We start from the raw sequence: 25,873 nt of genomic DNA, 5'->3' as shown, positions 1-25,873 counted from the left end.
GGGCTTACCTGGACCCGTGCTCCCCTCCTCCGCCCGCGCGGGTGCCTCGCTCGCCGTCGCCGCCATGCTCTGCGTCCAGCTCGGCCTCGCGGTCTCGGTCGGCCTGTTCGACCGCATCGGTCCCGGTGGCGCGGCGTTCCTCCGCCTGGCCTGGGCCGGGGTCCTGCTGCTCGTGCTGGTGCGGCCGCGGCTGTCGTCGTTGCGCCGCCCGACGCTGCTGGCCTGCGTCGCGCTCGGCGTGGTGACCGCGGGCATGACCATGATGTTCATGGCCGCCGTGGCCCGGATCCCGATGGGCACGGCCAGCGCACTGGAGTTCCTGGGCCCGCTGACCGTCGCGGTGGTGCGCGGGGCGGGCGGGAAACGGCTGTGGGCGGTGCTGGCCGCGGCCGGTGTGGTGCTGCTGACCGAGCCGTGGCGGGGTGGGGTGGATCCGGCCGGGGTCGGCTACGCGCTGGCTTCGGCGGTCTGCTGGGCGGCCTACATCCTGCTGACGCAACGGGTCGGCGACGAGGTGGCCGGCGTGCGCGGGCTGGCGGTTTCGATGCCGGTGGCGGGGCTGGCCGCGACCCTGGTGGCCGGGCCCTCGGTCTTCGCGCACCTGAGCTGGCCGCTCGTGCTGGCCGGGCTGGGGCTGGCGCTGCTGGTGCCGGTGATCCCGTTCAGCTTCGAGATGCTGGCCCTGCGGCGGCTGACCGCCTCCGCCTTCGGCACGCTGATGAGCGTGGAGCCCGCGCTGGCCCTGGTGATCGGATTGCTGGTGCTGCACCAGGTCCCGGCTCCCGGCGCCGTCGCGGGGGTGGCGTTCGTGGTCGTCGCGGGCATCGGCGCGGAGCGGACCGGGGCGCGGCCGGTGGCCGCCGCCGCGGGACCTCGGCCGGACATCCACCGATGAGGGCGTACTTCTCCGGCCGCGGGCGTCCACGGTGGACACCCGGCGGCGGGCCACCCGGTCGCGGGCCCGGTTCGTCCACTGTGGAGCCGGAGTTGCGGTGGAGCCGCGTCCACGGCCGGCTCAGCCGGACCAGCCGCTGAGGCGGTTGAGCAGGCGTTCCAGCACCTCGGGGTCGGCGGCGACCGGGTCGCCGGAGACCGGTTCGTCGACCAGGGTGCGGCGGTCCTGGCGCCGGGGGAGGCGGACCTGGCCCGCGGACAGGCCGCCGGGCAGGGGGACCTCGCACCAGGTGGTGCGGCCGCCGCGGTGGGGCTCGACGCCCATCCGCTCGCCCGGCGCGGGCCTCGGCGGCCTGGGGTCGGGCAGGTCGTCCTCGACCTCCACCACCAGCACGTCGCCGCGCAGCTGCAGCCGCACGGTGACGAACGCGGGCGCCGCGGCGCGGCTCTGGTCCACGACGTCGCCGACCAGGCGCGCGGTCGTGGCGGTGATCTGCTCCACCATGGGCAGCAGCGACCAGTCGGTCAGGAGCAGGCGGACGAACAGCTCGGTGCACGGAACTGCACTGGGCTGCGCCACCAGTCGGAGATCGTCCACCTGGGTGGTGCGCGCGCTCAAGCCTCACCTTCCTCGTCGGCTCACGGGCCCGGCCGAGCGGGACCGTGCGGGCATCATGCCACCGCCGCCCCACCGGGATTCGGCGGGAGGGCGGTCCGGGAACCCGGCCGCTCGCCCCCGCCGCGCCGCCCGGGGAACGGCGCAGGTCAAAGCTTTCCGGCCGAGGTCTGGACCAGTGGTTCGCGCACCGGCGCGTTGCGGCGGGCCCGAATCACCGGCCGGGCCCGGTCACCGGGCGCCCGGGGTGCGGCTCGGATGATCCGGGCGGGCCCGCGCGCCGGGGCCGGTCCACGAGGGGCACGGGCGCCCTTCGCCGGTCCGGATCGGCGGCTGTCCCCCTGCCGGGGGTCGCCCGCCCGTGGGACGGGGCTTCAGTGTCCGCCGGACCGGTGCCAAGGTTGCCCGTATCAGGGAGGGGAGCCGATGGCGCAGGACGATTTTCCCGGGCCGATCGCGGCGGGCCTTGCCGTGACCTACCGCTCCGGGGGGTGCCGCTCGCGGCTGCCGTGCCGGCGGGGCGTGGTCGCCGGGGGAGCGGTGTTCGACCGGTACACCGACATCACCTGGGTCCCGGTCCGGGGGGACGGGCGGGCCCTGGACACCGAGCCGGAGTGGGTGCGCGCGGAGAACATCATCGAAGTGAGCGCCGGCGCGTGACGGCCGCCGGCCACGTCACCGCGGTCTGCGACCGAGCCGGGCCGCCGACGGCCCGAAGAATCGGGAACTGAACGGACTGTCGCGATCGGACAGTCCTCGGGGGAGTACCGGCGAGGGAAGGACAGCGCCCGGCCCGGGTCACGGGCCGGGCGCGTTTCACTTCCGGCGGCGCTGCTTCTTCCGCTGCCCGGAGTTCTCACGCATCCGGCGGCCGAGGACCACCGTGGGCACGGACAGGGCCGCGCCCACGCCCAGCGGGAGGCCCTGCTGCCAGCCGGGCGCCCCGAGGGCGACCGGGGTCGCGCTCTCCTGGGCGTTGTGGTCGCCCACCCCGCCCCAGCGCGAAGGCGGCAGCACGATGAGCCGGGCTTTGCCGATCACGTTGCCGATCGGCACCGTGGCCTTCGCCCCGCCGCCGCCCTGGCAGCGGGAGTCGCAGGAGTTTTCGCGGTTGTCGCCCATCACCCAGAGATTGCCCTCGGGGACCTTGACCGGGGCGAACGGCATCTCGACCGGCTGGCTCGGGTCCTCCGAGTGCACGTACGGCTCGTCGAGGGCCTTGCCGTCCACCACCACCCGGCCCTGCGGGTCGCAGCACTGCACGGTCTGGCCGCCGACGGCGATCACGCGCTTGACGAAATCCTCCTCGTCCGGCGGCGCGAAGCCGATCAGCGAGCCGATCTCGCGCACGGCCTTGGCGAAGAAGTTGCCCGACTCCTGCGGCGCGATCTCGTGCTCGCTCCACGAGGGCGGGCCGCGGAACACGATCACGTCGCCCGGGCCGGGGTCGGTGAAGTCGTAGGTGACCCGGTCGACCAGCACCCGGTCGCCGAAGCAGCCGGGGCAGCCGTGCAGCGTGGTCTCCATCGACTGCGAAGGGATCATGAAGACCTTGCCCACGAACTGCTGGATCAGGATCGTGAGCACCAGGGCGACCACGATCAGGATCGGGAGTTCCTGCCAGAACGGGCGTTTTTTGCGTTGCCTGCGACCGCGTCCGGCCGGGGCGGAGGATTCGCCCGGGTCGTCCGGATCCGGACGTTCGGGGTCACTTCCGGCGTGCTCACGGGGAATGGGGTCGGCCACCGGGCCAGGCTACCGGTGCCTGGCGGGTCCCCGTCGCAGCGCCGCCGGTCTCGATCGGGGGTGTCGCGGCGGCCGGTCAGCCGCCGGGCCGATCGCGGCGGGTGGTGAACCGCTGGGCCCCGGCCAAGGCGCCGCTCGCCAGCGCAATCCGGCCATGGCGGAATTCGTTGGCCAGCGCCGATTCCTCGTCCAGCCCGTCCTGCTCCAGCACCGAAGCGCGGTCTTCGCGCAGGCAGGTCTGGGGCAGCGCGGCCAGCTCGAGTCCCAGCCGCACCGCGGCCTCCAGCGCGCCGCCGTCCGGGACCACCCGGTTCGCCAGCCCGAGGCGCAGCGCCTCGGCCGCGCCGACCGGGCGGCCGGTGAGGATCAGGTCCAGCGCCGGGCCACGGCCGATCAGCCGGGGCAGCCGCACCGTGCCGCCGTCGATCAGCGGCACCCCCCACCGGCGGCAGAACACCCCGAGCACCGCGGACTCCTCGACCACGCGCAGATCGGCCCACACGGCCAGCTCCAGCCCGCCCGCGACGGCGTGCCCGCCGATCGCGGCGATCACCGGCTTCCCCAGCTTCAACCGGGTCGGGCCCATCGGCCCGTCGCCGTCGGCCTCGGTCCGGTTGCCCGCGCCGGAGCCGATCGCCTTGAGGTCCGCGCCCGCGCAGAAGGTGCCGCCGGCGCCGTAGAGCACCGCGACCGAGCCGGCCGGGTCGGCGTCGAAGGCGCGGAACGCGTCGGCCAGCGCCGCGGCCGTGGCCCGGTCGACGGCGTTGCGGCGCTCGGGGCGGTTGATGCCGATGGTGGTCACCGGTCCTCGGTGGCCGACGAGCACGGTCATGGGCGTTCCTCCCGGGGTGGACCGGGCCGAGATTTTCACAGTCCGTCCGGACTGTCAACGGGGGCGGTGGTTCGCGTCGGGTCGCAGCGGGGTCGCGGTAGGGTCGGCCGGTGAGCTCGATGCGTCAGGCCCAGCACACGCGCACGCACCGGAACCTGCTGGACGCGACCGTGCGCTGCCTGGTCGAATTCGGCTACGCCGGGACCACCACCCAGCGCGTCCAGGAGCGGGCGGGGGTGTCGCGCGGGGCGCTGTTGCACCACTTCGGTTCGAAGCAGGAGCTGTTCGTCGCCGCGATCCACCACGTCGCGGAGGCGCAGCTCGCGCGCCTGCGCGAAGAGGGCCCGGCCCGGTCGTTGCCGGACCTGGTCGCGGCCGTGCGCGCGGCGATGTCCGGTCCGTTGTACCTGGCCGGGCTGGAGCTGTGGATGGGCGCGCGCACCGACCCGGCCCTGCACGCCTCGCTGGTCCCGGCCGAGCGCGAGGTGGGCCGGGAGCTGCGGACCGCGTTCGCCCGGGCCCGGTCCGGCCGGCGGGTGTCCGAAGAGGACAGCCGGCTGGCCGTCGACTCGCTGTTGATGCTCCTGCGCGGCCTCGCCCTGACCAGCGTGCTGCGGGCGGACGAGGCCGCGGCGGACGCGCTCGTGGAGCAGTGGGTGGCCGCGCACGGGTGACCTGTCCTTTTCGGACATCCGTGCGCGCGGGGGCCGAAGGGAAGCCGCGGCGGTTCTGACCGGCCTGGTCACCCACGGGCCCTAGGGTGAGCGGTGCCCCTCCGCCGTCCACTCCGGGAGCCACTTTGTCCGACGTTTTCGACGCCACCGACGCGCTGGTCGCCTTCGGCTTCGAGCTGGGGGTGCTCAAGCGCGTGCGCCGCGCGGGCTGGTGGCAGGCCGGGGTCCGGGACCCGGAGTCGGTGGCCGAGCACACCATGCGCACCGCGCAGCTGGCCGCGCTGATCGCCGCGCAGGAGGGGGCGTCGCCGGAGCGGGCTTCGTTCCTCGCGCTCTGGCACGACACCCAGGAGACCCGCACGGGCGACCTGCCGCACACCGCCGCGCCGTACCTGGCCAAGCCGGACCCGCGCGCCATCACCGCCGACCAGACCGCCGGGCTGCCCGGCGCGGCCCGAGCCGTGGTCCGGGCTGCGGTCGGCGAGTACGAGGACCGGGAATCGCCGGAATCCCGCTGCGCGAAGGACGCGGACAAGCTGGAGATGCTGCTGCAGGCGCTGGAGTACCGGGACCTGGGAGCGTCCTCAGTGGACGAATGGCTGGCCTCGGGCCGGCGGGACCTGTACACCGGGACCGCTCGTGAGCTCGCCGCCGCGGCGTTGGAGCTGTCGCCGCTGGCCTGGCGCCGTCGTTAACCCGTTCGGCCGCGGTGTGGTTGGAAAGTCACCGGCCGGGGAATTCTGCCCTCCAGTGGGACTACTCGGGAGGCGCACGATGAAACGGAGCATCACAGCGGTAGTGGCCAGTGCGGCCGCGGTGGCGGCGACCCTCGGCTTCGGCGCGAGCGCGGAGGCGGCGGCCGGACCGCCGTGCAGCGTCCAGGCCAAAGCCTGCGTGCAGTTGCACACGAACACGGCGTGGCTGATGACCCGGGGCTCGGTGAGCCGGGGCGGGGTGCCGGTGACCGTCGGCCTGGCCGCGTTCCCGACCCCCGCGGGCACGTTCCGCGTCCAGTACAAGGACATCGACCACTACAGCAAGCAATTCCACGGGCCGATGCCGTATTCGGTGTTCTTCACCAATACCGGCGTCGCCTTCCACCAGGGCAGCCTGAAGGTGCAGTCGCACGGCTGCGTGCACCTCTCCCACGCCGACGCGGTGGCGTTCTTCAACGCGTTGAAGCCGGGGGACGTCGTCGAGGTCGTGAAGTAGCCGGGCCGGATCGAGCCGCCGGCTCAGTCCTTGGTGCGCGCGTAGTGGCGGGCGGCCTTGGCGCGGTTGCCGCAGGTGGCCATGGAGCACCAGCGGCGGCTGCGTTTCGGGCTGGTGTCGTAGAAGTACAGGACGCACTCGGGATGCGCGCAGTGCCGGACCCGGGTCGGGTCGGCGGTGAGCAGCTCCAGGTAGCCGACCGCGGCGAGCCAGCCCGCGCGCCGATCGGGACTGGCCACCTCGGCCACCGCCGCCGGACCGGACGGGCCCAGCTCCGGACGATGCCTTCCCCAGGCGAGCACGGAGTTGAGACCTTCACGGGCCGCATCGAGGCTGACGGTCGCGGTGATGCCGGAAGTCGTGGTAACCGGCCCACCGGTCCCGGTGGCCAGGGTGTGGGCGCGGATCGCTTCGCGGGCGGTGACCAAGGCCGACCGGGCGGCTTCGGTGACCGGCAGGTCGAGGTCGTTCTGCCGCAGCCAGAGCCGCATCCCGGCCAGGTCGGTGAGCAGGTCGGCGGGACCGCCGCGCTCGATCCACGTGGTGTTGAGCAGGTCGAGGCCGAGGGGTTCGCCGAGCAGGGGCCGGTCCATACCGGTCATTCTAACCCATTAAGGGGCGTCGACCGGTTGCCGGACTTGTCGCGGTGACTTCGGCAGGTGGTGCCGGTTCCCCGCGCGGGGGTGACGGGCCGCCGGTGGTGAACCACGGTCACGCCGGAGCGGACCGCGTCACTGCGCGCCCAGGACCCGCCGGTGCAGGCCCCCGTCGAGCTCGGCCGCCGCGGCGAGGTCGATGCGGACGGTGTGGATCAGGCCGGTGAACGTGGTGTCCGGCGCCGGGTAGTCGTCGGTCACCGGGGTGCCCAGGTCCACGCCGACGTCCAGGGTCTCGTCGAAGGAGAAGTAGTACGGGATGGTCCGCTCGACCCGGCCGGTCGCCTGCTTCTCGCCGTCGACGGTGAGCACGGCGGTGCCGCCCCGGCCGAGCCCGCCGCCGTCGTAGTCGAAGTCCAGCCGGACTTCGTGGCGTCCGGGCGCGAGCACCGCGGAGGCGGCGACGGTGAACCGTTCCAGCCCGAAGTAGTTGTAGACGTACGCCGGGCGGCCGCCGGTGAAGTACAGCGCCCACCCGCCGAACCGGCCGCCCTGCGCGATCACGACTCCGCTTGCGGGCCGGGCGGGTGCTGCCAGGTCGGCGGTGACCGAGTGCGAACGGTTCTTGACGTTCGGCGTCGTCTCCTCGGTGAAGCGGCGCATCCCGCCGCGGTAGGTGACCGAGGTCCGATCGCCGAGCAGGTCGATCCGGCCGGCCAGCACCGGGTTCTCCCGCTCGGTCACGCGGTCGTCGAGCGGGAACACCCCGTGCTTGGCCGCTTCGACCAGGAACAGCTCCTGCAACGCGCGCAGCCGCGAAGGGTGCTGCGCGGCGAGGTCGTGCGCCTGGCTCCAGTCGGTGGCGAGGTCGTAGAGCTCCCAGACGTCCTCGGTGAACGGCCGCCGCCCGGTCGGCACCATCTCCCACGGCACGCCGTGGCGGGTGACCGCCATCCAGCCCCGGTGGTAGATCCCGCGGTTGCCGCACATCTCGAAGTACTGCGTGTGGTGCAGTTCCGGCGCGTCGGCGGCGGCCAGGGTCGCGCGCAGGCTGGTGCCCTCGATCGGCTGCTGCGCCGCGCCGTCGACGCTGAACGGCGCGGGGATCCCGGCGCAGTCCAGCACCGTCGGCAGCACGTCGATCACGTGGCCGAACTGGTGGCGCAGCCCGCCGCCGGTCGCGCCGCCGGCCGGCCAGCGCACGATCAGCCCGTCGCGCGTGCCGCCGAGGTGCGAGGCGACCTGCTTGGTCCACTGGTACGGGGTGTTGAGCGCCAGCGCCCACCCGGCCGGCGCGATCGGGTAGGTGTCCGGGCCGCCGATCCGGTCGAGGTGGCGGATCATCTCCTCGGGGTCGTCGACGATCCCGTGGCCCAGCCGGTGCTCGACGGTGCTGCCTTCGAGGCCGCCCTCGCCGGAGGCGCCGTTGTCGCCCAGCAGGTACAGCACCAGCGTGTCGTCCAGGACGCCCAGCTCTTCGAGCGCGTCGACGAACCGGCCGACCTGGGTGTCGGCGTGCTCGGTGAAGCCGGCGAAGGTCTCCATGAAGCGGGCGCCGAGCTCGCGCTGGGTGCCGGTCAGCTCGTCCCAGTGCGGCACCCCCTCGGCCCACGGGGCGAGTTCGGTCTCCGGCGGGACCACGCCGAGCTCCTTCTGCCGCGCCAAGGTCAGCTCGCGCTGCCGGTCCCAGCCGTGGTCGAACCGGCCGCGGTACCGGTCGCGCCAGCCGGGCCCCACGTGCAGCGGCGCGTGCGCGGCGCCGAGCGCGAGGTAGGTGAAGAACGGGCGGTCCGGGGTCAGGGTGTGCTGCGTGCGCACCCAGTCCACAGCGTGGTCGACCAGGTCCTCGGACAAGTGGTAGCCCTGCTCCGGGCGCCGGGACGGCTCGACCGGCGTGGTGCCTTCGTAGAGCAGCGGGTACCAGTGGTTCATCTCCGCGCCCATGAAGCCGTAGAAGGTGTCGAAACCCTCACCGGTGGGCCAGCGGTCGAACGGGCCGACGGCGCTGATCTCCCGCGGCGGGGTCTGGTGCCATTTGCCGAACGCGGCGGTGCTGTAACCGTTACCCTGCAAAATCTGCGCCAGGGTGGCCGCGCTGCGCGGGCGGAAGCCGTGGTAGCCGGGGGCGGCCGTGGCCATCTCGGTGGTCCCGCCCATCCCGACCGAGTGGTGGTTGCGCCCGGTCATCAGTGCCTGCCGGGTGGGGGAGCACAGCGCGGTGACGTGGAAGCGGGTGTAGCGCAGACCGTCGGCGGCCAGGCGATCGGCCGCGGGCATCCGGCACGGTCCGCCGAACGCGCTGGAGGTGCCGAACCCGAGGTCGTCCAGCAGCACGATCACCACGTTGGGGGCCGAGGGCGGCGGCGGCACCGGGCCGATCGGGGCGAACGGCTCCCGCTGCTCCCGCGCGTCGAGCGCGACCGTGAAGGGACCGGCGGCGTCCGGGCGCGGCAGCACGTGCCGGCCGGCGGGGAAGGCGGGCATGGTGGCGGATCCTTCCGAAGTGGACGGACGGAAAACCCCGGGGGAGAACGAATTCCGGAGACCTGCGCAGCGTCACACGGCGGGGCCCGGCCGGGCAACGGGCGCGAGGGGCGGACCGAGACCGGAAGTGGATCCGGCCGGTAGGCGATGGCTATCGGGGCCGGCTCCGCCACCGTCGCGGGCGGTTCCACGAGAACGCGACGACGGCCGGCCGCGAGGGGGAAAAGGGGCCCGCCTGACCACTGTGGACATCCCGCCGGTGGCGGTGCTCGCGTGGCGGCCGCGGCGCCGGTCCTCGCCGTCCTGGCCGCTCAGGGGACCAGCGCGATGAATTCCGCCGCGGCCGGGGAGAGCGGGCCCGCCCGCCAGACCAGGCGCCCGCGCCGGACCAGGCGGGGTAGCAGCGGCACGATCACCGCGCCTTGGCGGCGGGCGTCCTCGGCCATGGCGCGGGGCAGCAGCGCGGCCCCGGCGCCGGCGAGCACCAGCGGGACCATCATGGCGCGGTGCTCGGTCTCGACGACGATCCGCGGCCCGCTCCCGCCGCCGCGCAGCGCGTCCTCGACCAGCCGGCGCGTGGCGGTGCCCCACGGCGTGGTGACCAGGTCCAGCCCGGCCAGCTCGGCCCGGGGCAGGGGCCCGGTGCGCGGGCTGTCCGCGGGCAGCACCGCGAACACCTCCTGCTCGGCCAGGTCCACCCCGGCCAGCCCGGCGGTGTCCGAGCCGGACTCGACCAGGCCGACCTCGCTCTGCCCGTCGCGCACCCGGTTGACCACGTCGGACCCGGTCTCCGGGGCCCGCACGCGCACCCGCACCTTCGGGTGCGCGGCGCGGAAGCGGCCCAGCAGTGCGGCCAGCGGGTCGACCGCCAGGGTGGTCTGCGAGGCGATGTCCAGCGATCCGCCGCCGAGCCCCAGCACCTCGCGCACCGCCGCGTCCGCGGTCCGCAGGTCCCGCAGGATCTGCCGGGCCGGGGCGACCAGCGCGGTGCCCGCGGCGGTCAGCTCGGCGCCGTGCGGGAGCCGGTGGAACAGCAGCCCGCCGAGCTGCTTCTCCAGCGTCCGCACGGCTTGGGACAGCGAGGGCTGGGCCACGTGCAGCCGCCGCGCGGCGTTGGTGAACCCGCCGTGGTCGACCACGGCGAGGAAGTACTCCAGCTGGCGGCGCTCCATCCCCGGCGGCGTCAGGCCACCGAGGCCGGGCGGCGCAGGGCCTGACGGCGCAGCCGGGTGAACTGCTTGGCGCGGTTGAGCGCGAACACCCCGACGGTGGCCCCGGCCCGCCGGTAGGTCGCCACGAACGCGTCGTCCCCGGCCGAGCCCTCCACGAACACCACCTCGTCGCCGGGCTCGGGGTGACCGGCGAGCTGCAGGGTGCCGGAGTACTGGTCGGACCAGACGTAACCGCTGGGGACGTAGGGCCGGACCACCTTCCCGGCCAGCAGGTTCGCCACGGCCACCGGCGCCTGCTCCACGGCGTTGGTCCAGTGCTCGTGGCGGTGGCGGGCCCCGGTTTCCGCGTGCGCGTACGCCGCGACGTCGCCGACCGCGACGATGTTCGGCCGGCTGGTGACCAGCCCGCCGCAGGTGTGCACGCCGTTGCCGAGCTCCAGTCCGGAGCCGGCCAGCCAGCCGGTGGCCGGGACCATGCCGATGCCGACGACCACCACGTCCGCGGGCAGCCGCTCACCCCCGGCCAGCCGGACGCCGGTGACCCGGCGGCGCGGGCCGTCGCCCGCGGTCAGCAGGGTCTCGACCACCGCGCCGCAGCGCAACGTCGTGCCGTGCCGGGCGTGCAGCCCCGAGCAGGCCCGCGCCAGCTCCGGGCCGAGCACGCGGGCCAGCGGCGTTTCCAGCGCCTCCAGCACGGTGACGTCGAGGCCCAGGGCCCGGGCGGTGGAGGCGACCTCGGCCCCGACGAACCCCGCGCCGACGATCACCGCCCGCGCCCCCGGCACGAGTTCTTCCCGCAGGGCCACCGAATCTTCGAGGGTGCGCAGCACGTGCACACCGGCGACGCCCGCCGCCGCGGGCAGGGTCCGGGCGCGTCCGCCGGTCGCGATCACCACCCCGTCCACGGCCAGCTCGCCGTCGGAGAGCACCACCCGCCCGGCGGCCGGGTCGAGCCGTTCCGCGCGGGTGCCCAGCCGCAGCTCCAGCGAGGCGGCGTCCTCTTCGTCGAGCAGGTCCAGCGACTCACGCTCCGCCGTGCCGGCCAGGAACGCCTTCGACAGCGGCGGCCGGTCGTAGGGCCGGTGCGGCTCCTCGCCGACCAGCACCACCCGCCCGTCGAACCCCTGGGCCCGCAACTCTTGCGCGGCGCGGGCCCCGGCGAGCGAGGCGCCGATGACGGCGACACTCTTCACGCGGCGTTCTCCCGGGCGCCGGACTGCACGTAGATGACGCCTTCCTCGACGGACACGGCGTAGGTGCGCACGGGCTTCTTCGCGGGCAGGCACGAGGGCACCCCGGTGCGCAGGTCGAACAGCGCCGCGTGCAGCGGGCACTCCACGAAGCACCCCTCCAGCCAGCCCTCCGACAGCGACGCGTCCTGGTGGGTGCAGGTGTCGTCGATCGCGTAGAGCTCCCCATCGGCGTTGAACACCGCGATCGGCTCGGGTCCCGCGATCCGCACGGATTCGCCGGGGGGCAGTTCGTCCACTGTGCACGCGCGTCGCATCGAGGCCTCCGGGAGAAACGGGGAGTCTGTGAGGTTGTTGCGCAATACGGAACGCAGAACGCGATACGCAACAAGTCTGCGGGTGGCGCCCCGGGTCCGTCAAGGGTTACGAACCGGTAGCCCCACCGGGATCCCAGTCCAGGATCTGCTCGTCGGTCCGTACCCTGGGCCCGGCGTTGTAGGGGGCCGGCCGAGGATCCTGCGCGCCACCCGCACCGCCTCGACCCAGTCGCGGCGGTCGTTCTCGGTGGGCAGGTAGTCGAACTTCAGCGCCGGGTGCTGCCGCGGGTCGGTCGAGGTGATCTTCACCGTGCCGCGGGTGTCGGCGTACATCGGGCCGACGTGCACCTGGTAGCCGTGCCCGCCGTCCGGCACCGGGCCGTCCTCGATCACGTCGATGCCCAGCCGCTCCAGCTCGGCCGCGGGCGCGTCGGCGAGGCAGTTCTCCCGACACTGGAAGTGGGGCAGGCAGTGGGCGTGGTCCCCAGTGGACATCCCGGGGTCGCCGACCCAGTGCTCGTAGTCGAGCGGGTTGCTGCGATGACGAAGCCGTACTGTCCGGAACCTCCCGGTCCTCCTGTGGTCATCCGGTCACCGGTCCGGGGCCGGAGTGCCCGGCCGCCCAGCGCCGCCGCACCAGCAGCAGCACCCCGCCGGCCACGACGATCAGCGCGGTGATCAGCACCGCCCCCCACTGGAAGTACCAGTGGTCGCCGCCGTAGACCTCGGCGCGCGGCCAGAGCAGGTTGACCGTCATGCCCGCCCCGTAGAGCACCGCGACCAGGTTGACCACCACGCCCCAGCGGCCGAGCCGGAAGTACGGGCCGTGCCCGGGCCCCGGCCACTGCCCGCGCAGGCGGCGCAGCAGCATCGGCGCGGTGACCATCAGGTAGGGGATGTAGAACAGGATGATCGCGGTCGAGGTGAGCACGAAGAACGCGCGCTGGTTGCCCAGGTTGATCAGCAGCACCACCACGGTCAGCCCGCCGGTGACCAGCGCGGGCACCACCGGGGTCTTGGACCGCTCTGACACCTTCGACAGCGCCCGGGCGAACGGCAGGCGCCGGTCGCGGGCCATGGCGAAGGTCATCCGGATCGCCGCCGTCTGCACCGCCAGGCAGCACACCGTGATGGCGATGGCCGAGCAGACCAGGAAGGCGTCGCCGAGGCCGGGGCCCAGCGTGCTCTTGAGCAGGTACGGCATGCCGGACGTGCTCAGCTCCTGGGCGTCGAGGTTGCCGACCGCCATCATGCCGGCCAGCATCATCAGCCCGCCGACCAGGAACGCGGCGGTGATCGCGCGCAGGATGGCGCGGGGCGCGTGCCGCCGCGGCTGCGTGGTCTCTTCGGCGAGCGAGCCCGCGGTGTCGAAGCCGTAGAACACGTACGCGCTCATCAGTGAGGCCACCAGGAAGGCGCCGAGGTAGCCGAGCGGCCGGCCGGCGCCGGTGCCGTGGGTGTCGAACACCAGCCCGGGCCCGCGCTTGACGTGCACGGCCAGCGCGACGATCAGCAGCACGCTGGCGATCAGCTCCACGGCCACGCCGAAGTTGTTGATCTTCGCCATCAGCTTGACCCCGATCAGGTTCACGATGGTCGCGAACACCACGAGCACGAGGGCGAGGATGATCGCGTTCCGCGCGCCGCCGGGGGTGGAGGTGAGCCCGGCGTCGGCGTCGCTGCCCACGAGCTGGAACACCGTGGACACCTGCGGCAGGATGATCTGGTAGGCCACCGCCACGGCCGCGGCGGTGACGATCGCGCCGATGATCATGATCCAGCCGGCCAGCCAGGAGGTCACCGGCCGGGCGATCTGCTTGGCCCACTGGTAGACCGAGCCGGCCAGCGGGAACTGCCCGGCCAGTTCGGCGAAGCACAGCGCCACGGCCAGCTGCCCGGCGAAGACCAGCGGCCAGGTCCAGATGAAGGCCGGGCCGCCGGAGCCGAAGCCGAAGAAGAAGAGCTGGAACACGCCGGTCATGATCGAGATGTAGCTGAACCCGGCGGCGAAGCTGGAGAAGGAGCCGAGGGAGCGTTCGAGTTCCTGGCGGTAGCCGAACTTCGCGAGTTCGGAGCTGTCGGACCCGTCGCCCCCGCCCGCCGGTTTTTCCGTTGTGGTCATGATTCGTCCTCGTGGTGGGGGACAGGGGACGCTGCGAAGTCAGGACGCTGTGACGTCGGGCACTTCGAGTGCGTACATTTGTACGCGAAGCATGTACACCTGTCCACAACGAGTGTGCGGGTTGCGCCGGCGGACCGGGAAGGAGCAGCGGGGGCGATGGCGGCGAAGGGGACGGCCGAGCGCCGGCTGCGCGGTCCGAACGACCCGGAGCGGCGCGCGCGCATCGCGAAGGCGGCCATCCGGGTGGTCGCCGAGCGGGGCATCGACGGGCTGACCCACCGCGCGGTGGCGGCCGTGGCCGGGGTGCCGCTCGGCTCGACCACCTATCATTTCGCCACCCTCGACGACCTGCTGGAAGTCGCGCTGCACGAGGCGGCCGAGAACAACGTGCGCGAGCTGCGGGAGTGGGAGGGCTCGCTCGCGCCGGACGCCGATTTCGCCACCGAGCTGGCCACGCTGGTGATGGGGTACATCCACGAGCTGTACCCGCACACCGTCGTCGAGTACGACCTCTACGTCGCCGCCCTGCACCGCCCGCGGCTGCGCCCGGCCAGCGCGGCCTGGGACGACGCGCTGATCGAGCTGTTCCGCTCCCGCACCGACGCGGTGACCGGACGGCTGCTGGCCGGGCTGTTCTGCGGTCTGCTCATGCAGGCGGCGCTGGCCGAGCCGCAGCCGGAGCACGCCGAGATCGAAGCCCTGTTCCGGCGGGCCATCGCGGGGCCCGGGGCCTGACCCGGGCCCGGCGACGGCCCGCCGGAAACCGTGATCACGCCCCGGTTTTCCCCGGCCTGCCGGTAATCGGGTGACGCGGGAACCCGTTCTTGACACCGGCCCCGGCGCGCCCGCACAGTGTTCCGGAAAGAGCAACCCGACGCGTAATGCGCAACTGCGGTGCTCTTGCTGGCTCCCCCCGAACCGAACCGCCCGGAGAGGAATTCCGCCGGTGACCACCACCGATCTGCCGCAGAGCCTGCTGCCCACGCTGCCCGGCCGGCACTACACCGATCCCGGGATCTTCGCGCGGGAGCAGGAGAAGATCTTCGAAACCGACTGGTTCTGCGCCGTGCGCTGCGCCGACCTGGCCGCGCCCGGGGCGTTCGAGACCGTGCCGATCGGGCGGGAGAGCGTGCTGGTCGCGCGGGCGCGCGACGGGAAGCTCAACGCCTTCCTCAACGTCTGCCGCCACCGCGGCGCCCGGCTGTGCACCGGCGAGGCGGGACAGGTCAAGCGGGCGTTCCAGTGCCCGTACCACGCCTGGACCTACGGGCTGGACGGCAAGCTGATCGCCGCGCCGAACCTCACCGGCATGCCCGATGTGGACCGCACCGAGTACGGGCTGACCCGGGTACACCTGCGTGAATGGCTCGGTTACGCCTGGGTCAGCCTGGCCGGTGAGCCGCCTTCGTTCGAGGGCACGGTGATGGCCGACGTCGCCGACCGGCTCGGCGGGACCGCGGAGCTCGACGCGTACGGGATCGAGGACCTGGCGCTGGGCCGGCGCATCGAGTACGACGTGCAGGCGAACTGGAAGCAGATCGTCGAGAACTTCATGGAGTGCTACCACTGCGCCACGATCCACCCGGAGCTGACCGAGGTGCTGCCGGAGTTCGCCGGTGGGTACGCCGCGCAGTACTACGTGGGCCACGGCGCCGAATTCGGCGAGGAGGTCGCCGGGTTCACCGTCGACGGCAGCGCGGGCGTCGAGCGGCTGCCCGGGGTGGGGGAGCACCAGGACCGCCGGTACTACGCGATCACCGTCCGGCCGCAGGTGTTCGTGAACCTGGTGCCGGACCACGTGATCCTGCACCGGATGTTCCCGCTCGCCCCGGACCGCACGATCGTCCGCTGCGACTGGCTGTACCTGCCGGGGGTGGTGGAGTCCGGAGTGGACCTGAGCCGCTCGGTCGAGCTGTTCCACCGGGTCAACCAGCAGGACTTCGAGGCCTGCGAGCGCTGCCAGCTCGCGATGGGCTCGCGCTCCTACGCCCGCGGCGGGGTGCTGGTGCCGAGCGAGCACCACATCGGCGCGTTCCACGACTGGGTCCGCGCGCGGACCGGGGACTCGTGAGCGGCCCGGGCCGGGGGGAACCGCCCGGGGCGCGGCACGGCTAGATCAGCGCGCGGATGGCCTGTTCGAAGCCGCTCACGTGGGCGAGCGTGAGCTCCGCGGCCTTCTCCGCGTCGCCGTCGATGATGGCGGTGAGCAGGGGGGCGTGCTCGTCCACGTGGCCGGCCATCCCGCGCAGGCGGGGCAGGAACACGCACCAGATCCGGGTGGCGAGGTTGTCGTAGTGGATCAGGGTGTCTTCGAGGAACGGGTTGTGCACGCAGGCGTACACGGCCCGGTGCAGTTCGAGGTCGATGCGCAGCAGGTCGGCGTTCCCCGCGGGCTGACCGGTGTCGAGCCGCCCGCGCAGGGCGCTCAGGCGCTCACGGTCCTCGTCGGTCGCGCGTGCGGCGGCCGCCGCGGTGGCGGCCGGCTCCAGCGTGCGGCGGACCTCGGAGATGTGCGCGAGGTCGGAGATGTTGACGTCGGTGGCGAACGTGCCCCGCCGCGGGTAGGCGACGACCAGGCGCTCGGTCTCCAGGCGCTTGAGCGCTTCGCGGATCGGCGTGCGGCCCATGCCGAGCGAACCGCCCAGCCATTCCTCGTTGATCGGCTCGCCCGGTTTGATGTCGAGCACGACCAGGCGGTCGCGGACGAACAGGTAGGCCTGCTCGGCCAGCGAAGGCCCGGTGACCGGCATCGAAGCGGCCGATCGCCCGGTGGCGGCCGGTGGAGTGTTGACCCGTGTGCTCACCGGGCCTAGCCTACAGCGAAGGTTGATATATCAGTAGTCGACCAGCCCGTGTCCGACGGAAGCAGGCAGGAATGACCACGACCATCGAGGGGGCGGGCGCCGCGCTCGCGTCCTTCCCGCAGGATTCCGGCCTGCCCGGGATGATTCGCGGCTGCGGTGAAGCGTTCTTCGGCGCGAAGTTCGCCGACGTGCCGCCTCATCCGGGCGGCCGGGGAGCCGGCCGATGACCCGTACCCCCGGCGCCGCACTGCCGGAGCACCCGGATTTCCTTTGGCACGACCCGGATCCGAAGCGCGCCTACGACGTGGTGGTGGTCGGCGGCGGCGGGCACGGACTGGCCACCGCCTACTACCTGGCGAAGGTGCACGGCATCACCGACGTGGCGGTGCTGGAGAAGGGCTGGCTCGGGGGCGGGAACATGGCCCGCAACACCACGATCATCCGCTCCAACTACCTGTGGGACGAGAGCTCCGGCATCTACGAGCACTCGCTGAAACTGTGGGAGGGCCTGGAAGAAGACCTCGGCTACCCCATCCTGTTCAGCCGGCGCGGGGTGCTCAACCTGGCGCACAGCCTGCAGGACGTGCGCGACAGCAGGCGCCGGGTCGAGGCCAACCAGCTCAACGGCATCGACGCGGAATGGGTGGACGCCGCGCGGGTCAAGGAGATCTGCCCGATCGTGAACACCGCGCCCGAGGTGCGCTACCCGGTGCTCGGGGCGACCTTCCAGCCGCGGGCGGGCATCGCCAAGCACGACTACGTGGCCTGGGGCTTCGCCCGCGCCGCCGCCGCGATGGGCGTCGACCTGATCCAGAACTGCGAGGTCACCGGGATCGAGCAGCGCGACGGGCGGGTCACGGCGGTGGAGACCGGCCGCGGCCGGATCGCCGCGGGCAAGGTCGCGCTGTGCGCCGCCGGGCACTCCTCGGTGCTGGCCCGGATGGCCGGGATCGACCTGCCGCTGGTCTCGCACCCGTTGCAGGCGCTGGTCTCCGAGCTGCTGGAGCCGGTGCACCCGACCGTGGTGATGTCGAACGCCGTGCACGTCTACGTCTCCCAGGCGCACAAGGGCGAACTGGTGATGGGCGCGGGCATCGACAGCTACTCCGGGTACGGCCAGCGCGGCTCGTTCCACATCATCGAGGAGCAGATGGCGGCGGCGCTGGAGCTGTTCCCGGTGTTCGCCCGGGCGCACCTGCTGCGCACCTGGGCCGGCATCGTCGACGTCACGCCGGACGCGTCGCCGATCGTCGGGCTGACCCCGGTGGAGAACCTGTTCCTCAACTGCGGCTGGGGCACCGGCGGCTTCAAGGCCACGCCCGGGGTCGGCGACTGCTTCGCGCACACCGTCGCGAAGGGCGAGCCGCACCCCTACGCCGCGCCGTTCACCCTCGACCGGTTCACCACCGGCGCCCTCGTCGACGAGCACGGCGCCGCCGCCGTCGCGCATTAGGAGCCTCGATGCAACTCATCCCCTGCCCGTGGTGCGGGCCGCGTGAAGAGGCCGAATTCCACTACGGCGGCCAGGCCCACGTCGCCTACCCCGCCGACCCGTCGGCGCTTTCGGACCAGGAGTGGGCGAAGTTCGTCTTCTTCCGGGCCAACCCGAGCGGGCCGCTGGCCGAGCGGTGGAGCCACCGCGCGGGCTGCCGCCGCTGGTTCAACGCCGTGCGCGACACCCGCACCCACGATCTGCTGGCGGTCTACCGCCTCGACGAGCCCCGGCCGGTGACCCCGTGACCGAGTTCCGGCTCCCCGCGGGCGGTCGCGTCGACCGCGGCACGACCCTGAACTTCACCTTCGACGGCCGGGAGCTGACCGGTCACCCCGGGGACACGCTCGCCTCGGCGCTGCTCGCGAACGGGGTCCACCGGGTCGCCACCAGCATCCGCCTCGGCCGCCCGCGCGGCATCATGGCCGCCGGGGTCGAGGACCCCACCGCGCTGGTGCAGCTGGACGCACCGTTCCCCGAGCCGATGCTGAGCGCCACCACGGTGGAGCTGTTCGAAGGACTCGCCGCGCGCGGGCTGCCCGGCCGGGGTCGTCTGGGCCCCGAGCCCGACCCCGCCCGGTACGATGCCCAGCACGTGCACTGCGACGTGCTGGTCGTCGGCGCGGGCCCGGCCGGCCTCTGCGCCGCGCGCACGGCGGCGCGGTCCGGGGCGCGGGTGGTGCTCGTGGACGACCAGCCGGAGCCGGGCGGTTCGTTGCTGGGCTCCGGCGAGCACGTCGGCCGCCGGCCCGCGGCCGAGTGGGCGCAGGCGGTCGCGGCCGAGCTGCGGGAGACGCCGGACGTGCTGGTGCTGGACCGCACGACGGCGTTCGGCGCCTACGACGACGGGTTCGTGCTCGCCTTGCAGCGCCGCACCGACCACCTCGGCGCGGCCGCGCCGGGACACCGGGCGCGGCAACGGGTCTGGCGCATCCGGGCGAAGCAGACCGTGTTCGCCACCGGTGCGCACGAGCGGCCCGTGGTCTTCGCGGACAACGACCGGCCCGGCATCCTGCTCGCCGGGGCCGCGCGCACCTACCTGCACCGCTACGGCGTGCTTCCCGGCCGCCGCGCGGTGCTGTTCACCACCGGCGACAGCGCGTACGCCGCCGCGGTCGACCTGGCCGACGCCGGGGTGGAGATCGCGCTCGTCGCCGACGCCCGTCCGCAGGCCCCGGACCGGTGGGCCGCCGCCTGCGCCGAGCGCGGGATCGAGGTCCGCACCGGCAGCGTGGTGACCGGCACCGAGAGCGGCGCCGGGGGGACCGGCCGGGTGGGCGCGGCGCTGGTCGGGCCGTCCGGGGAAGCGGTCACCTGCGACGTCCTGCTGGTTTCCGGGGGCTGGAACCCGGCCGTGCACCTGTTCAGCCAGGCGCGCGGGAAGCTGCGGTACGACGCCGGGCTGGGCGCCCACGGGCCCGACGGGGAACTGCCGACGGCCCGGGTCGCGGGTTCGGCCACCGGCACGGCGGACTTCGCGGGCTGCGTCCGCGAGGGCCGGTCCGCCGGTGCCGCGGCGCTGGCCGCGGCCGGGTTCACCCCGGTTGGTGAGCCGCCGTTGCCCGTCTCGGACGCGCCGCCCCCGCAGCGGCCGTCCGCGGTGCGGTGGCTGGTGCCGGGAGGCGAGTCCGAAGTGGACACACGCTTCGTCGACCTCCAGCGCGACGCCACGGTGTCCGACGTGCTGCGGGCCACGGGCGCCGGGCTGCGCTCGCTGGAGCACATCAAGCGCTACACCACCATCGGCACCGCGCACGACCAGGGCAAGACCTCCGGCTCGCTCGCCGCGGGCATCACCGCCGAAGCGCTCGGGCTGGACCCGGCCGGGCAGCGGCCGACCACCTACCGCCCGCCCTACACCCCGGTCGCGTTCGCCGCGCTGGCCGGGCGCAACCGCGGCGAACTGCACGACCCGGTCCGCGTCACGGCGCTGCACGCGTGGCACGTCGCGCACGGGGCCGAGTTCGAGAACGTCGGCCAGTGGAAGCGCCCGTGGTACTACCCGCGCCCGGGGGAGGACCGGGCCGCCGCGGTGCTGCGGGAGTGCCGGGCCGCGCGCACCGGAGTGGCCCTGATGGACGGGTCCACCCTCGGCAAGATCGACGTGCAGGGACCGGACGCCGCGGTGTTCCTGGACCTGCTCTACACCACCACGATGAGCACGCTCAAGACCGGCCGCATCCGCTACGGCGTGCTGTGCGGGGTCGACGGGATGGTGATCGACGACGGCACGGTGCTGCGGGCGGCCGAGGACCGCTTCCTGGTCACCACCACCACCGGCAACGCGGCGATGGTGCTGGAGTGGATGGAGGAGTGGCTCCAGACCGAGTGGCCGCACCTGCGGGTGTTCGCCACCTCGGTGACCGAGCACTGGGCGACTCTGCCGCTGGTCGGGCCGCGCTCGCGGGACGTGCTCGGCGCGCTGGCCCCGGGCCTGGACGTGGGCAACGCGGCGTTCGGCTTCATGACCTGGCGCGACGCCGAGGTGGCCGGGATCCCCGCGCGGATCGGCCGGATCAGCTTCTCCGGCGAGCTGGCCTACGAGGTCACCGTGCCCTCCTGGTACGGGACCGCGCTCTGGGAAGCGCTGATGGCCGCCGGCGCCGAGCACGGCATCACGCCCTACGGCACCGAGACCATGCACGTGCTGCGCGCCGAGAAGGGCTACCCGATCATCGGCCAGGAGACCGACGCCACGGTCACCCCGCAGGACCTCGGCCTGGACTGGGCGGTGTCGAAGAAGAAGCCCGACTTCCTCGGCAAGCGCTCGTTCGCGCGGCCGGAGAACCGCCGGCCCGACCGCAAGCAGCTCGTCGGCCTGCTGCCGGTGGACCCGGCGGTGCTGCTGCCCGAGGGCGCGCAGCTGATCGAGACCGCGCACGTGCCGGAGCCGCCGGTGCGGATGCTCGGCCACGTGACCTCCAGCTACCGCAGCGCGGCGCTGGAGCGGACCTTCGCGCTGGCCCTGGTGCGGTCCGGGCGCGAGCGCGTGGGCGAGACGCTGTACGTGCCCGTCGGCGATGAAGTGGTGCCGGTGACCGTGACCGGTTCCGTGCTCTTCGACCCGGAAGGAACCCGCCGTGACGGCTGAAAGTCTGCGCCGCCCCCCGCTCGGTGAGTGGGCGGCCCGGCTCCCCGAGGTGCTCGGCGCCCGGGAGGAGCCCTTCCTGACCCAGCTCACGCTCCGGGTCCGTGAGGGCCACGAGGCGGTGGGCGCGGTGCTCGGGGTCCCGCTGCCCGCCGCGTGCACCTTCGTCTCCGGCCCGGGCGAGTCCGGTGCGGTGGACGTGCTGTGGCTGGGCCCGGACGAGTACCTGGTGCTGGCCGCGCCCGGTGTGACCGCGCTGGAGCCCGCGTTGCGGGAGGCGGTGGTGGTGGGCGCGGTGACCGACACCTCGGCCCAGCGCACCACCGTGGAACTGGCCGGGCCGGCGGTGCGGGAAGTGCTGGCCCACGGCTGTTCGCTCGACCTGCACCCGAAGGCGGCCCCGCCCGGCACCTGCGTGCAGACGCTGCTGGCGCGGACCGGGGTGATCCTGCTGGTGCGCGGCGGGCAGCGGTACACGGTGCTGGTGCGGCAGTCGTTCGCGCCCTACTTCGCCGCGTGGCTGGCCGACGCGGCCGAAGAACACCGGGAGCGGGCATGACCGAGCCCTTCACCCTGACCCTGCGCTGCCCCGAGCGCTCGGGCCTCGGGCACGCGGTCACCGCGTTCCTGGCCGGGCCCGGCTGCGACCTCGTGGAGCACCAGCAGTTCGACGACGACGTACGCGGATCGCTGTTCCTGCGCACCGGGTCCCGCTGCGGCGAATCCACTGTGGACGAACTGGCCCGGGCCTCCGCGCCGGTGGCGGGCGAGTTCGGCAGGGAGTTCCGGATCTGCGGGGCCGAGCCGGACCGGGTGCTGGCGCCGGTCTCGAAGGTCGGGCACTGTCTCGACGACCTGCGCTTCCGCTGGCGCTCGGGCAGCCTCGGGGCGCGGATCCGCGTCCTGCTCACCGGCAACAGCACCGTCGTCTTCCGCTGACCAGCAAGGAGTTCTCATGACCCGTGTCGTGATCATCGGCGCCGGAATCGTGGGCGCCAACCTCGCCGACGAGCTCACCGCCCGCGGCTGGACCGAGGTCACCGTGCTCGACCAGGGCCCGCTGCCGCTGACCGGCGGCTCGACCTCCCACGCGCCCGGTCTGGTGTTCCAGACCAACGCCTCGAAGGCGATGACCGAGTTCGCGGGCTACACCGTGGAGAAGCTGCGCGGGCTCGAAGTCGACGGCCTGCCCTGCTTCGACCAGGTCGGCGGCATGGAGGTGGCCAGTACCCCGGCGCGCTGGGCGGACCTGAAGCGCAAACAGGGCTGGGCCACGTCGTGGGGGGTCGAGGCGCGGCTGATCGACGCGGACGAGTGCGTCGAGCGCTGGCCGCTGCTCGACGGCTCGGCCGTGCTGGGCGCGCTGTACGTGCCGACCGACGGGCTGGCCGCGGCTTCACGCGCGGTGGTCGCGCTGGCGCGGCGGGCGGAATCACGCGGCGCCCGGTTCATCGGGGGCACGCGGGTGACCGGCCTCCGGCAGTCGGGCGGGCGGGTCACCGGCGTCGAGACCGGCCAGGGCGAGTTCGCGGCGGACGTCGTCGTGTCGTGCGCCGGGTTCTGGGGTCGGGAGATCGGCGCCATGGCGGGCCTGGACGTGCCGCTGCTGCCGCTGGCGCACCAGTACGCCAAGACCGGGCCGCTGGCCGAGCTGGCCGGCCGGACGGGGGAGGCGAGCCGGCCGATCCTGCGCCACCAGGACCAGGACCTGTACTTCCGCGAGCACGTCGACCGGATCGGCATCGGCTCCTACGCGCACCGGCCGATGCCGGTGGAGCCGAGCGCGCCCTCGGAAACGGTGACCGAGGCGTCGATGCCCTCGATGCTGCCGTTCACCGAAGCGGACTTCGCGCCTTCGTGGGAGCAGAGCCGGCTGCTGCTGCCCGCCCTGCGGCGGACCGAGATCGAAGAGGGCTTCAACGGGATCTTCTCCTTCACCCCGGACGGCCAGTCGCTGGTGGGGGAGTCGCCCGAGGTCCGCGGCTTCTGGATCGCCGAGGCGATCTGGGTGACGCACTCGGCCGGCATCGCCAAGGCCGTGGCCGAGCTGCTGGTGCACGGCCGGTCCGAAACCGATCTGCACGAGCTGGACCTGCACCGGTTCGAGGAGGTGCAGCTCGCGCCGGAGTACGTGAGCGAGACCTCGCAGCAGAACTTCGTGGAGATCTACGACGTGCTGCACCCGCTGCAACCCAGGCTCTCCCCGCGCGAGCTGCGGGTGAGCCCGTTCCACCGGCGGCAGCGCGAGCTGGGCGCGGTGTTCCTGGAGGCGGGCGGCTGGGAACGGCCGCACTGGTTCGAAGCGAACGCGCCGCTGCTCGAGCGGCTCCCGGCCGGCGCCCGGCCGCCCGAGCGGGACGACTGGGCCGCCCGGTTCCACTCGCCGATCGTCGCGGCGGAGGCCTGGCACACCCGCAACGGCGTGGCGCTCTACGACATGACCCCGCTCAAGCGGGTCGAGGTGAGCGGGCCGGGGGCGCTGGGGTTCCTGCAGCGGCTGACCACCAACCAGCTCGACAAGTCCGTCGGCTCGGTCACCTACACGCTGATGCTCGACGAGGCCGGCGGGGTGCGCAGCGACGTCACCGTGGCGCGGCTGGAGCCGGAGCTGTTCCAGGTCGGGATCAACGGCGCCATCGACCTCGCCTACCTCGACGCGCAGCGGGCCGGTGGTGTCACCGACGTGCGGGTCCGCGACATCACCGGGGCGACCTGCTGCATCGGGGTGTGGGGCCCGCTCGCGCGGGACCTGGTGCAGCCGCTGTCGCGAGAGGACTTCTCGCACACCGGGCTGAAGTACTTCCGCGCGCGCCGGGCGCGGATCGCCGGGGTGCCGGTGACCGCGATGCGGCTGTCCTACGTGGGCGAACTCGGCTGGGAGGTCTACACCGGGGCGGACAACGGCCTGCGGCTGTGGGACGCGCTGTGGGTGGCCGGGCAGGGGCTGGGCGTGATCGCGGCCGGACGGGCGGCGTTCACCAGCCTGCGGCTGGAGAAGGGCTACCGGCTGTGGGGCACGGACATGACCACGGAGCACGACCCGTACGAGGCCGGGGTCGGGTTCGCCGTCCGGCCGGCGAAGGGGCCGTTCACGGGCCGGGAGGCGATCGACGGCCGCAGCGGGGAAACCGCGGCGCGGCGGTTGCGCTGCCTGACCGTGGACGACGGCCGCACCGTGGTGCTCGGGAAGGAGCCGGTGTTCGTCGGCGGCGCCGCGGCGGGGTACGTGACCAGCGCGGCCTACGGCTACACCGTGGGGCGCCCGATCGCGTACGCCTGGCTCCCGGCCACTGTGGACATCGGCGATCCGGTGGAGATCGAGTACTTCGGGCGCCGGGTCGCGGCCACGGTGGCGGCCGAGCCGCTGGTCGACCCCGGGATGGCGCGGATCCGGCGCTGAGCCGGTCCGGGCCGCCTCCGGCCGGGACGGGCCCACCGGTGAGCTAACTAACCAACCGGTTGGTTGACTCGCTGGCGGCGCAGGTGTCTGATGGACGGTGAAGATCGCCTCCCTCAGAGAAGGTTTCCATGGCCAAGACCTGGCTCATCACCGGTAGCTCCCGCGGTTTCGGCCGTGAGCTGGCCCGCGCGGTGCTCGAGAACGGCGACCGGCTGGTCGCCACCGCGCGGCGGCCGGAGCAGTTGCACGACCTCGTCGGCGAGTACGGCGAACGCGTGCGCGCGGTCGCCCTCGACGTCACCGACGCGGCGGCGGCACGGGCCGCCGTCCGGACCGCGGTGGCGGAGTTCGGCTCGCTCGACGTGGTGGTGAACAACGCCGGTTACGCCGCCTCCGCGCCGATCGAGGAGATGTCCGACGAGGACTTCCGCGCGCAGATCGACGCGAACTTCCACGGCGTCGTGAACGTCACCAAGGCGGCGCTGCCGGTGCTGCGGGCCCGGCGTTCGGGGTACATCGTGCAGTTCTCCTCGGTCGGCGGGCGGGTCGGCGGGTCGCCCGGGATGGGTGCCTACCAGGCGGCCAAGTTCGCCGTCGAGGGTTTCTCCGAGGTGTTGTCCACCGAGGTGGAACCGTTCGGGGTCAAGGTGCTGATCGTGGAGCCGGGCCCGTTCCGGACGGACTGGGCGGGCTCGTCGATGGCCGTCGCGCCGGTCGGCCCGGACTACGAGCAGACCGTGGGCGCGATGAACCGCCGCCGCCGCGACGCCGCGTCCTGGCCCGGCGACCCGGCGCGCGCGGCGCGGATCATCCTCGAGGTCCTCGCCCATCCCGAGCCGCCGCTGCGGCTGCTGCTGGGCGCTTCGGCGGTGGAGCTGGCGGCCCGGTCCTCGGACTCGCGGGCCGCGGAAGCGCGGCAGTGGGCCGAGGTCAGCCGGGCCGCGGACTTCCCGCCGGGGCAGTGACCGGCTCGCGGGGGAGCGGGCCGGTGGGAACCGTCGCGCACCCGCACGGGGGCACTAGCATCGGGCGGGTGCGGGCGTTCGTGGTGTACGGGCCGGGTGAGGCCGGGGTGGCCGAGGTCCCCGAGCCGGAACCCGGCGCGGGCGAGGTGGTGGTGGAGGTCGAACGGGCCGGGGTGTGCGGCACCGACGTCGAGTTCTTCACCGGGGAGATGCCGTACCTGGCCGAGGGCCACGCGCGCTACCCGATGCGGCTCGGCCACGAGTGGTGC

At 73.7% G+C, this 25,873-nt stretch carries 26 protein-coding genes and 1 pseudogene; 16 read left to right on the top strand and 11 right to left on the bottom strand.

All coding sequences use genetic code 11. The features are described 5' to 3' along the window. The first annotated feature begins 16 nt into the window (after positions 1-16). Complete coding sequence (locus NYF13_RS18590; protein ID WP_315658400.1) at positions 17-895, top strand: EamA family transporter; 879 nt, start codon at positions 17-19, stop codon at positions 893-895. 120 nt (positions 896-1,015) lie between these two features. Here NYF13_RS18590 and NYF13_RS18585 read toward each other — a convergent pair whose 3' ends face one another. Then, entirely contained in the window at positions 1,016-1,513 is a 498-nt protein-coding gene (locus tag NYF13_RS18585; protein ID WP_315658398.1) for an ATP-binding protein, read from the bottom strand. Between the two features lie 423 nt (positions 1,514-1,936). On the opposite strand from NYF13_RS18585, the gene NYF13_RS18580 reads away from it, so the two are divergent. Continuing rightward, positions 1,937-2,170 carry a hypothetical protein gene (locus NYF13_RS18580; RefSeq protein ID WP_315658396.1) on the top strand — a complete coding sequence of 78 codons (234 nt, stop codon included), beginning with the start codon at positions 1,937-1,939 and terminating at the stop codon, positions 2,168-2,170. 156 nt (positions 2,171-2,326) lie between these two features. On the opposite strand, the gene lepB is transcribed toward NYF13_RS18580, so the two are convergent. Together lepB and NYF13_RS18570 are read right to left on the bottom strand one after the other, a co-directional pair. Next, positions 2,327-3,256 (bottom strand): signal peptidase I, encoded by a 930-nt coding sequence (lepB, locus tag NYF13_RS18575; protein WP_315658395.1) that lies wholly within the window; start codon positions 3,254-3,256, stop codon positions 2,327-2,329. A 76-nt stretch (positions 3,257-3,332) separates the two neighbouring features. Further along, positions 3,333-4,088 carry a crotonase/enoyl-CoA hydratase family protein gene (locus tag NYF13_RS18570; RefSeq protein ID WP_315658394.1) on the bottom strand — a complete coding sequence of 252 codons (756 nt, stop codon included), beginning with the start codon at positions 4,086-4,088 and terminating at the stop codon, positions 3,333-3,335. A 119-nt stretch (positions 4,089-4,207) separates the two neighbouring features. Here NYF13_RS18570 and NYF13_RS18565 point away from each other — a divergent pair, with 119 nt between their 5' ends. The 3 genes from NYF13_RS18565 (at position 4,208) to NYF13_RS18555 (ending at position 5,974) form a co-directional block, all read left to right on the top strand. Continuing rightward, positions 4,208-4,762, top strand: a complete 555-nt coding sequence (locus NYF13_RS18565) for a helix-turn-helix domain-containing protein (protein WP_315660364.1) — start codon at positions 4,208-4,210, stop codon at positions 4,760-4,762. 125 nt (positions 4,763-4,887) lie between these two features. Beyond that, entirely contained in the window at positions 4,888-5,457 is a 570-nt protein-coding gene (locus NYF13_RS18560) for an HD domain-containing protein (protein WP_315658392.1), read from the top strand. A gap of 79 nt (positions 5,458-5,536) precedes the next feature. Continuing rightward, positions 5,537-5,974 carry a L,D-transpeptidase gene (locus NYF13_RS18555; RefSeq protein WP_315658389.1) on the top strand — a complete coding sequence of 146 codons (438 nt, stop codon included), beginning with the start codon at positions 5,537-5,539 and terminating at the stop codon, positions 5,972-5,974. Between the two features lie 23 nt (positions 5,975-5,997). Here the strand turns inward: NYF13_RS18555 and NYF13_RS18550 are convergent, their stop codons facing one another. The 7 genes from NYF13_RS18550 to NYF13_RS18520 all read right to left on the bottom strand — a co-directional run bounded on the left by NYF13_RS18550 (position 5,998) and on the right by NYF13_RS18520 (position 13,855). After that, a complete protein-coding gene (locus NYF13_RS18550; protein WP_315658387.1) occupies positions 5,998-6,567 on the bottom strand; it encodes a CGNR zinc finger domain-containing protein in 570 nt (189 codons plus the stop codon). Between the two features lie 138 nt (positions 6,568-6,705). Continuing rightward, positions 6,706-9,054, bottom strand: a complete 2,349-nt coding sequence (locus tag NYF13_RS18545) for an arylsulfatase (protein ID WP_315658386.1) — start codon at positions 9,052-9,054, stop codon at positions 6,706-6,708. A 311-nt stretch (positions 9,055-9,365) separates the two neighbouring features. Then, positions 9,366-10,226, bottom strand: a complete 861-nt coding sequence (locus NYF13_RS18540; RefSeq protein ID WP_315658385.1) for a LysR family transcriptional regulator — start codon at positions 10,224-10,226, stop codon at positions 9,366-9,368. Positions 10,227-10,237: 11 nt separating this feature from the next. Further along, positions 10,238-11,419, bottom strand: a complete 1,182-nt coding sequence (locus NYF13_RS18535) for an FAD-dependent oxidoreductase (protein ID WP_315658383.1) — start codon at positions 11,417-11,419, stop codon at positions 10,238-10,240. Beyond that, positions 11,416-11,733: a bifunctional 3-phenylpropionate/cinnamic acid dioxygenase ferredoxin subunit gene (locus tag NYF13_RS18530; RefSeq protein WP_315658381.1), complete on the bottom strand. Its 318-nt coding sequence runs from the start codon at positions 11,731-11,733 to the stop codon at positions 11,416-11,418. Before NYF13_RS18530 ends, NYF13_RS18535 begins: the two co-directional genes overlap by 4 nt. A gap of 99 nt (positions 11,734-11,832) precedes the next feature. Further along, positions 11,833-12,228, bottom strand: coding sequence for a GMC oxidoreductase (locus NYF13_RS36740; protein ID WP_396287614.1), 396 nt, complete (start codon positions 12,226-12,228; stop codon positions 11,833-11,835). Positions 12,229-12,316: 88 nt separating this feature from the next. Further along, entirely contained in the window at positions 12,317-13,855 is a 1,539-nt protein-coding gene (locus NYF13_RS18520) for an amino acid permease (protein ID WP_315658379.1), read from the bottom strand. 156 nt (positions 13,856-14,011) lie between these two features. Here NYF13_RS18520 and NYF13_RS18515 point away from each other — a divergent pair, with 156 nt between their 5' ends. Together NYF13_RS18515 and NYF13_RS18510 are read left to right on the top strand one after the other, a co-directional pair. Continuing rightward, positions 14,012-14,590: a TetR family transcriptional regulator gene (locus tag NYF13_RS18515; RefSeq protein WP_315658378.1), complete on the top strand. Its 579-nt coding sequence runs from the start codon at positions 14,012-14,014 to the stop codon at positions 14,588-14,590. A 211-nt stretch (positions 14,591-14,801) separates the two neighbouring features. Continuing rightward, on the top strand, positions 14,802-15,926 hold the full coding sequence (locus tag NYF13_RS18510; RefSeq protein ID WP_315658377.1) for an aromatic ring-hydroxylating dioxygenase subunit alpha: 1,125 nt from the start codon (positions 14,802-14,804) through the stop codon (positions 15,924-15,926). A gap of 40 nt (positions 15,927-15,966) precedes the next feature. Here NYF13_RS18510 and NYF13_RS18505 read toward each other — a convergent pair whose 3' ends face one another. Then, a complete protein-coding gene (locus NYF13_RS18505; RefSeq protein WP_315660363.1) occupies positions 15,967-16,605 on the bottom strand; it encodes a GntR family transcriptional regulator in 639 nt (212 codons plus the stop codon). Between the two features lie 125 nt (positions 16,606-16,730). Between NYF13_RS18505 and NYF13_RS18500 the strand changes: the two genes are divergently transcribed. From NYF13_RS18500 to NYF13_RS18460, 9 genes and pseudogenes are all read left to right on the top strand, one after another. Beyond that, entirely contained in the window at positions 16,731-16,886 is a 156-nt protein-coding gene (locus tag NYF13_RS18500; protein ID WP_315658376.1) for a hypothetical protein, read from the top strand. Beyond that, positions 16,883-18,112, top strand: a complete 1,230-nt coding sequence (locus NYF13_RS18495) for a sarcosine oxidase subunit beta family protein (RefSeq protein ID WP_315658374.1) — start codon at positions 16,883-16,885, stop codon at positions 18,110-18,112. The genes NYF13_RS18500 and NYF13_RS18495 overlap by 4 nt, the downstream gene beginning before the upstream one ends. An 8-nt stretch (positions 18,113-18,120) precedes the next feature. Continuing rightward, positions 18,121-18,399, top strand: coding sequence for a sarcosine oxidase subunit delta (locus tag NYF13_RS18490; protein WP_315658373.1), 279 nt, complete (start codon positions 18,121-18,123; stop codon positions 18,397-18,399). Further along, positions 18,396-21,242, top strand: coding sequence for an FAD-dependent oxidoreductase (locus NYF13_RS18485; RefSeq protein ID WP_315658372.1), 2,847 nt, complete (start codon positions 18,396-18,398; stop codon positions 21,240-21,242). Before NYF13_RS18490 ends, NYF13_RS18485 begins: the two co-directional genes overlap by 4 nt. Continuing rightward, the gene (locus tag NYF13_RS18480) at positions 21,232-21,798 is read left to right on the top strand and encodes a sarcosine oxidase subunit gamma family protein (RefSeq protein ID WP_315658371.1); all 567 of its coding nucleotides are present in this window, start codon (positions 21,232-21,234) and stop codon (positions 21,796-21,798) included. The genes NYF13_RS18485 and NYF13_RS18480 overlap by 11 nt, the downstream gene beginning before the upstream one ends. After that, entirely contained in the window at positions 21,795-22,178 is a 384-nt protein-coding gene (locus tag NYF13_RS18475) for a hypothetical protein (RefSeq protein ID WP_315658370.1), read from the top strand. Before NYF13_RS18480 ends, NYF13_RS18475 begins: the two co-directional genes overlap by 4 nt. A 16-nt stretch (positions 22,179-22,194) precedes the next feature. Beyond that, positions 22,195-24,639, top strand: a complete 2,445-nt coding sequence (locus NYF13_RS18470; RefSeq protein ID WP_315658368.1) for an FAD-dependent oxidoreductase — start codon at positions 22,195-22,197, stop codon at positions 24,637-24,639. Between the two features lie 128 nt (positions 24,640-24,767). Further along, on the top strand, positions 24,768-25,604 hold the full coding sequence (locus tag NYF13_RS18465; protein ID WP_315658366.1) for an oxidoreductase: 837 nt from the start codon (positions 24,768-24,770) through the stop codon (positions 25,602-25,604). Next, a pseudogene (locus tag NYF13_RS18460) lies at positions 25,559-25,846 on the top strand (hypothetical protein); the annotation flags it as partial. The gene NYF13_RS18465 and the pseudogene NYF13_RS18460, both read left to right, overlap by 46 nt. Positions 25,847-25,873 lie beyond the last annotated feature (27 nt).

The organism is Amycolatopsis sp. PS_44_ISF1 (assembly GCF_032335455.1).
Taxonomy (GTDB): domain Bacteria; phylum Actinomycetota; class Actinomycetes; order Mycobacteriales; family Pseudonocardiaceae; genus Amycolatopsis.
Note: the sequence above shows the minus strand (reverse complement) of the source record. Positions and strands in the feature narration are given on the sequence as shown.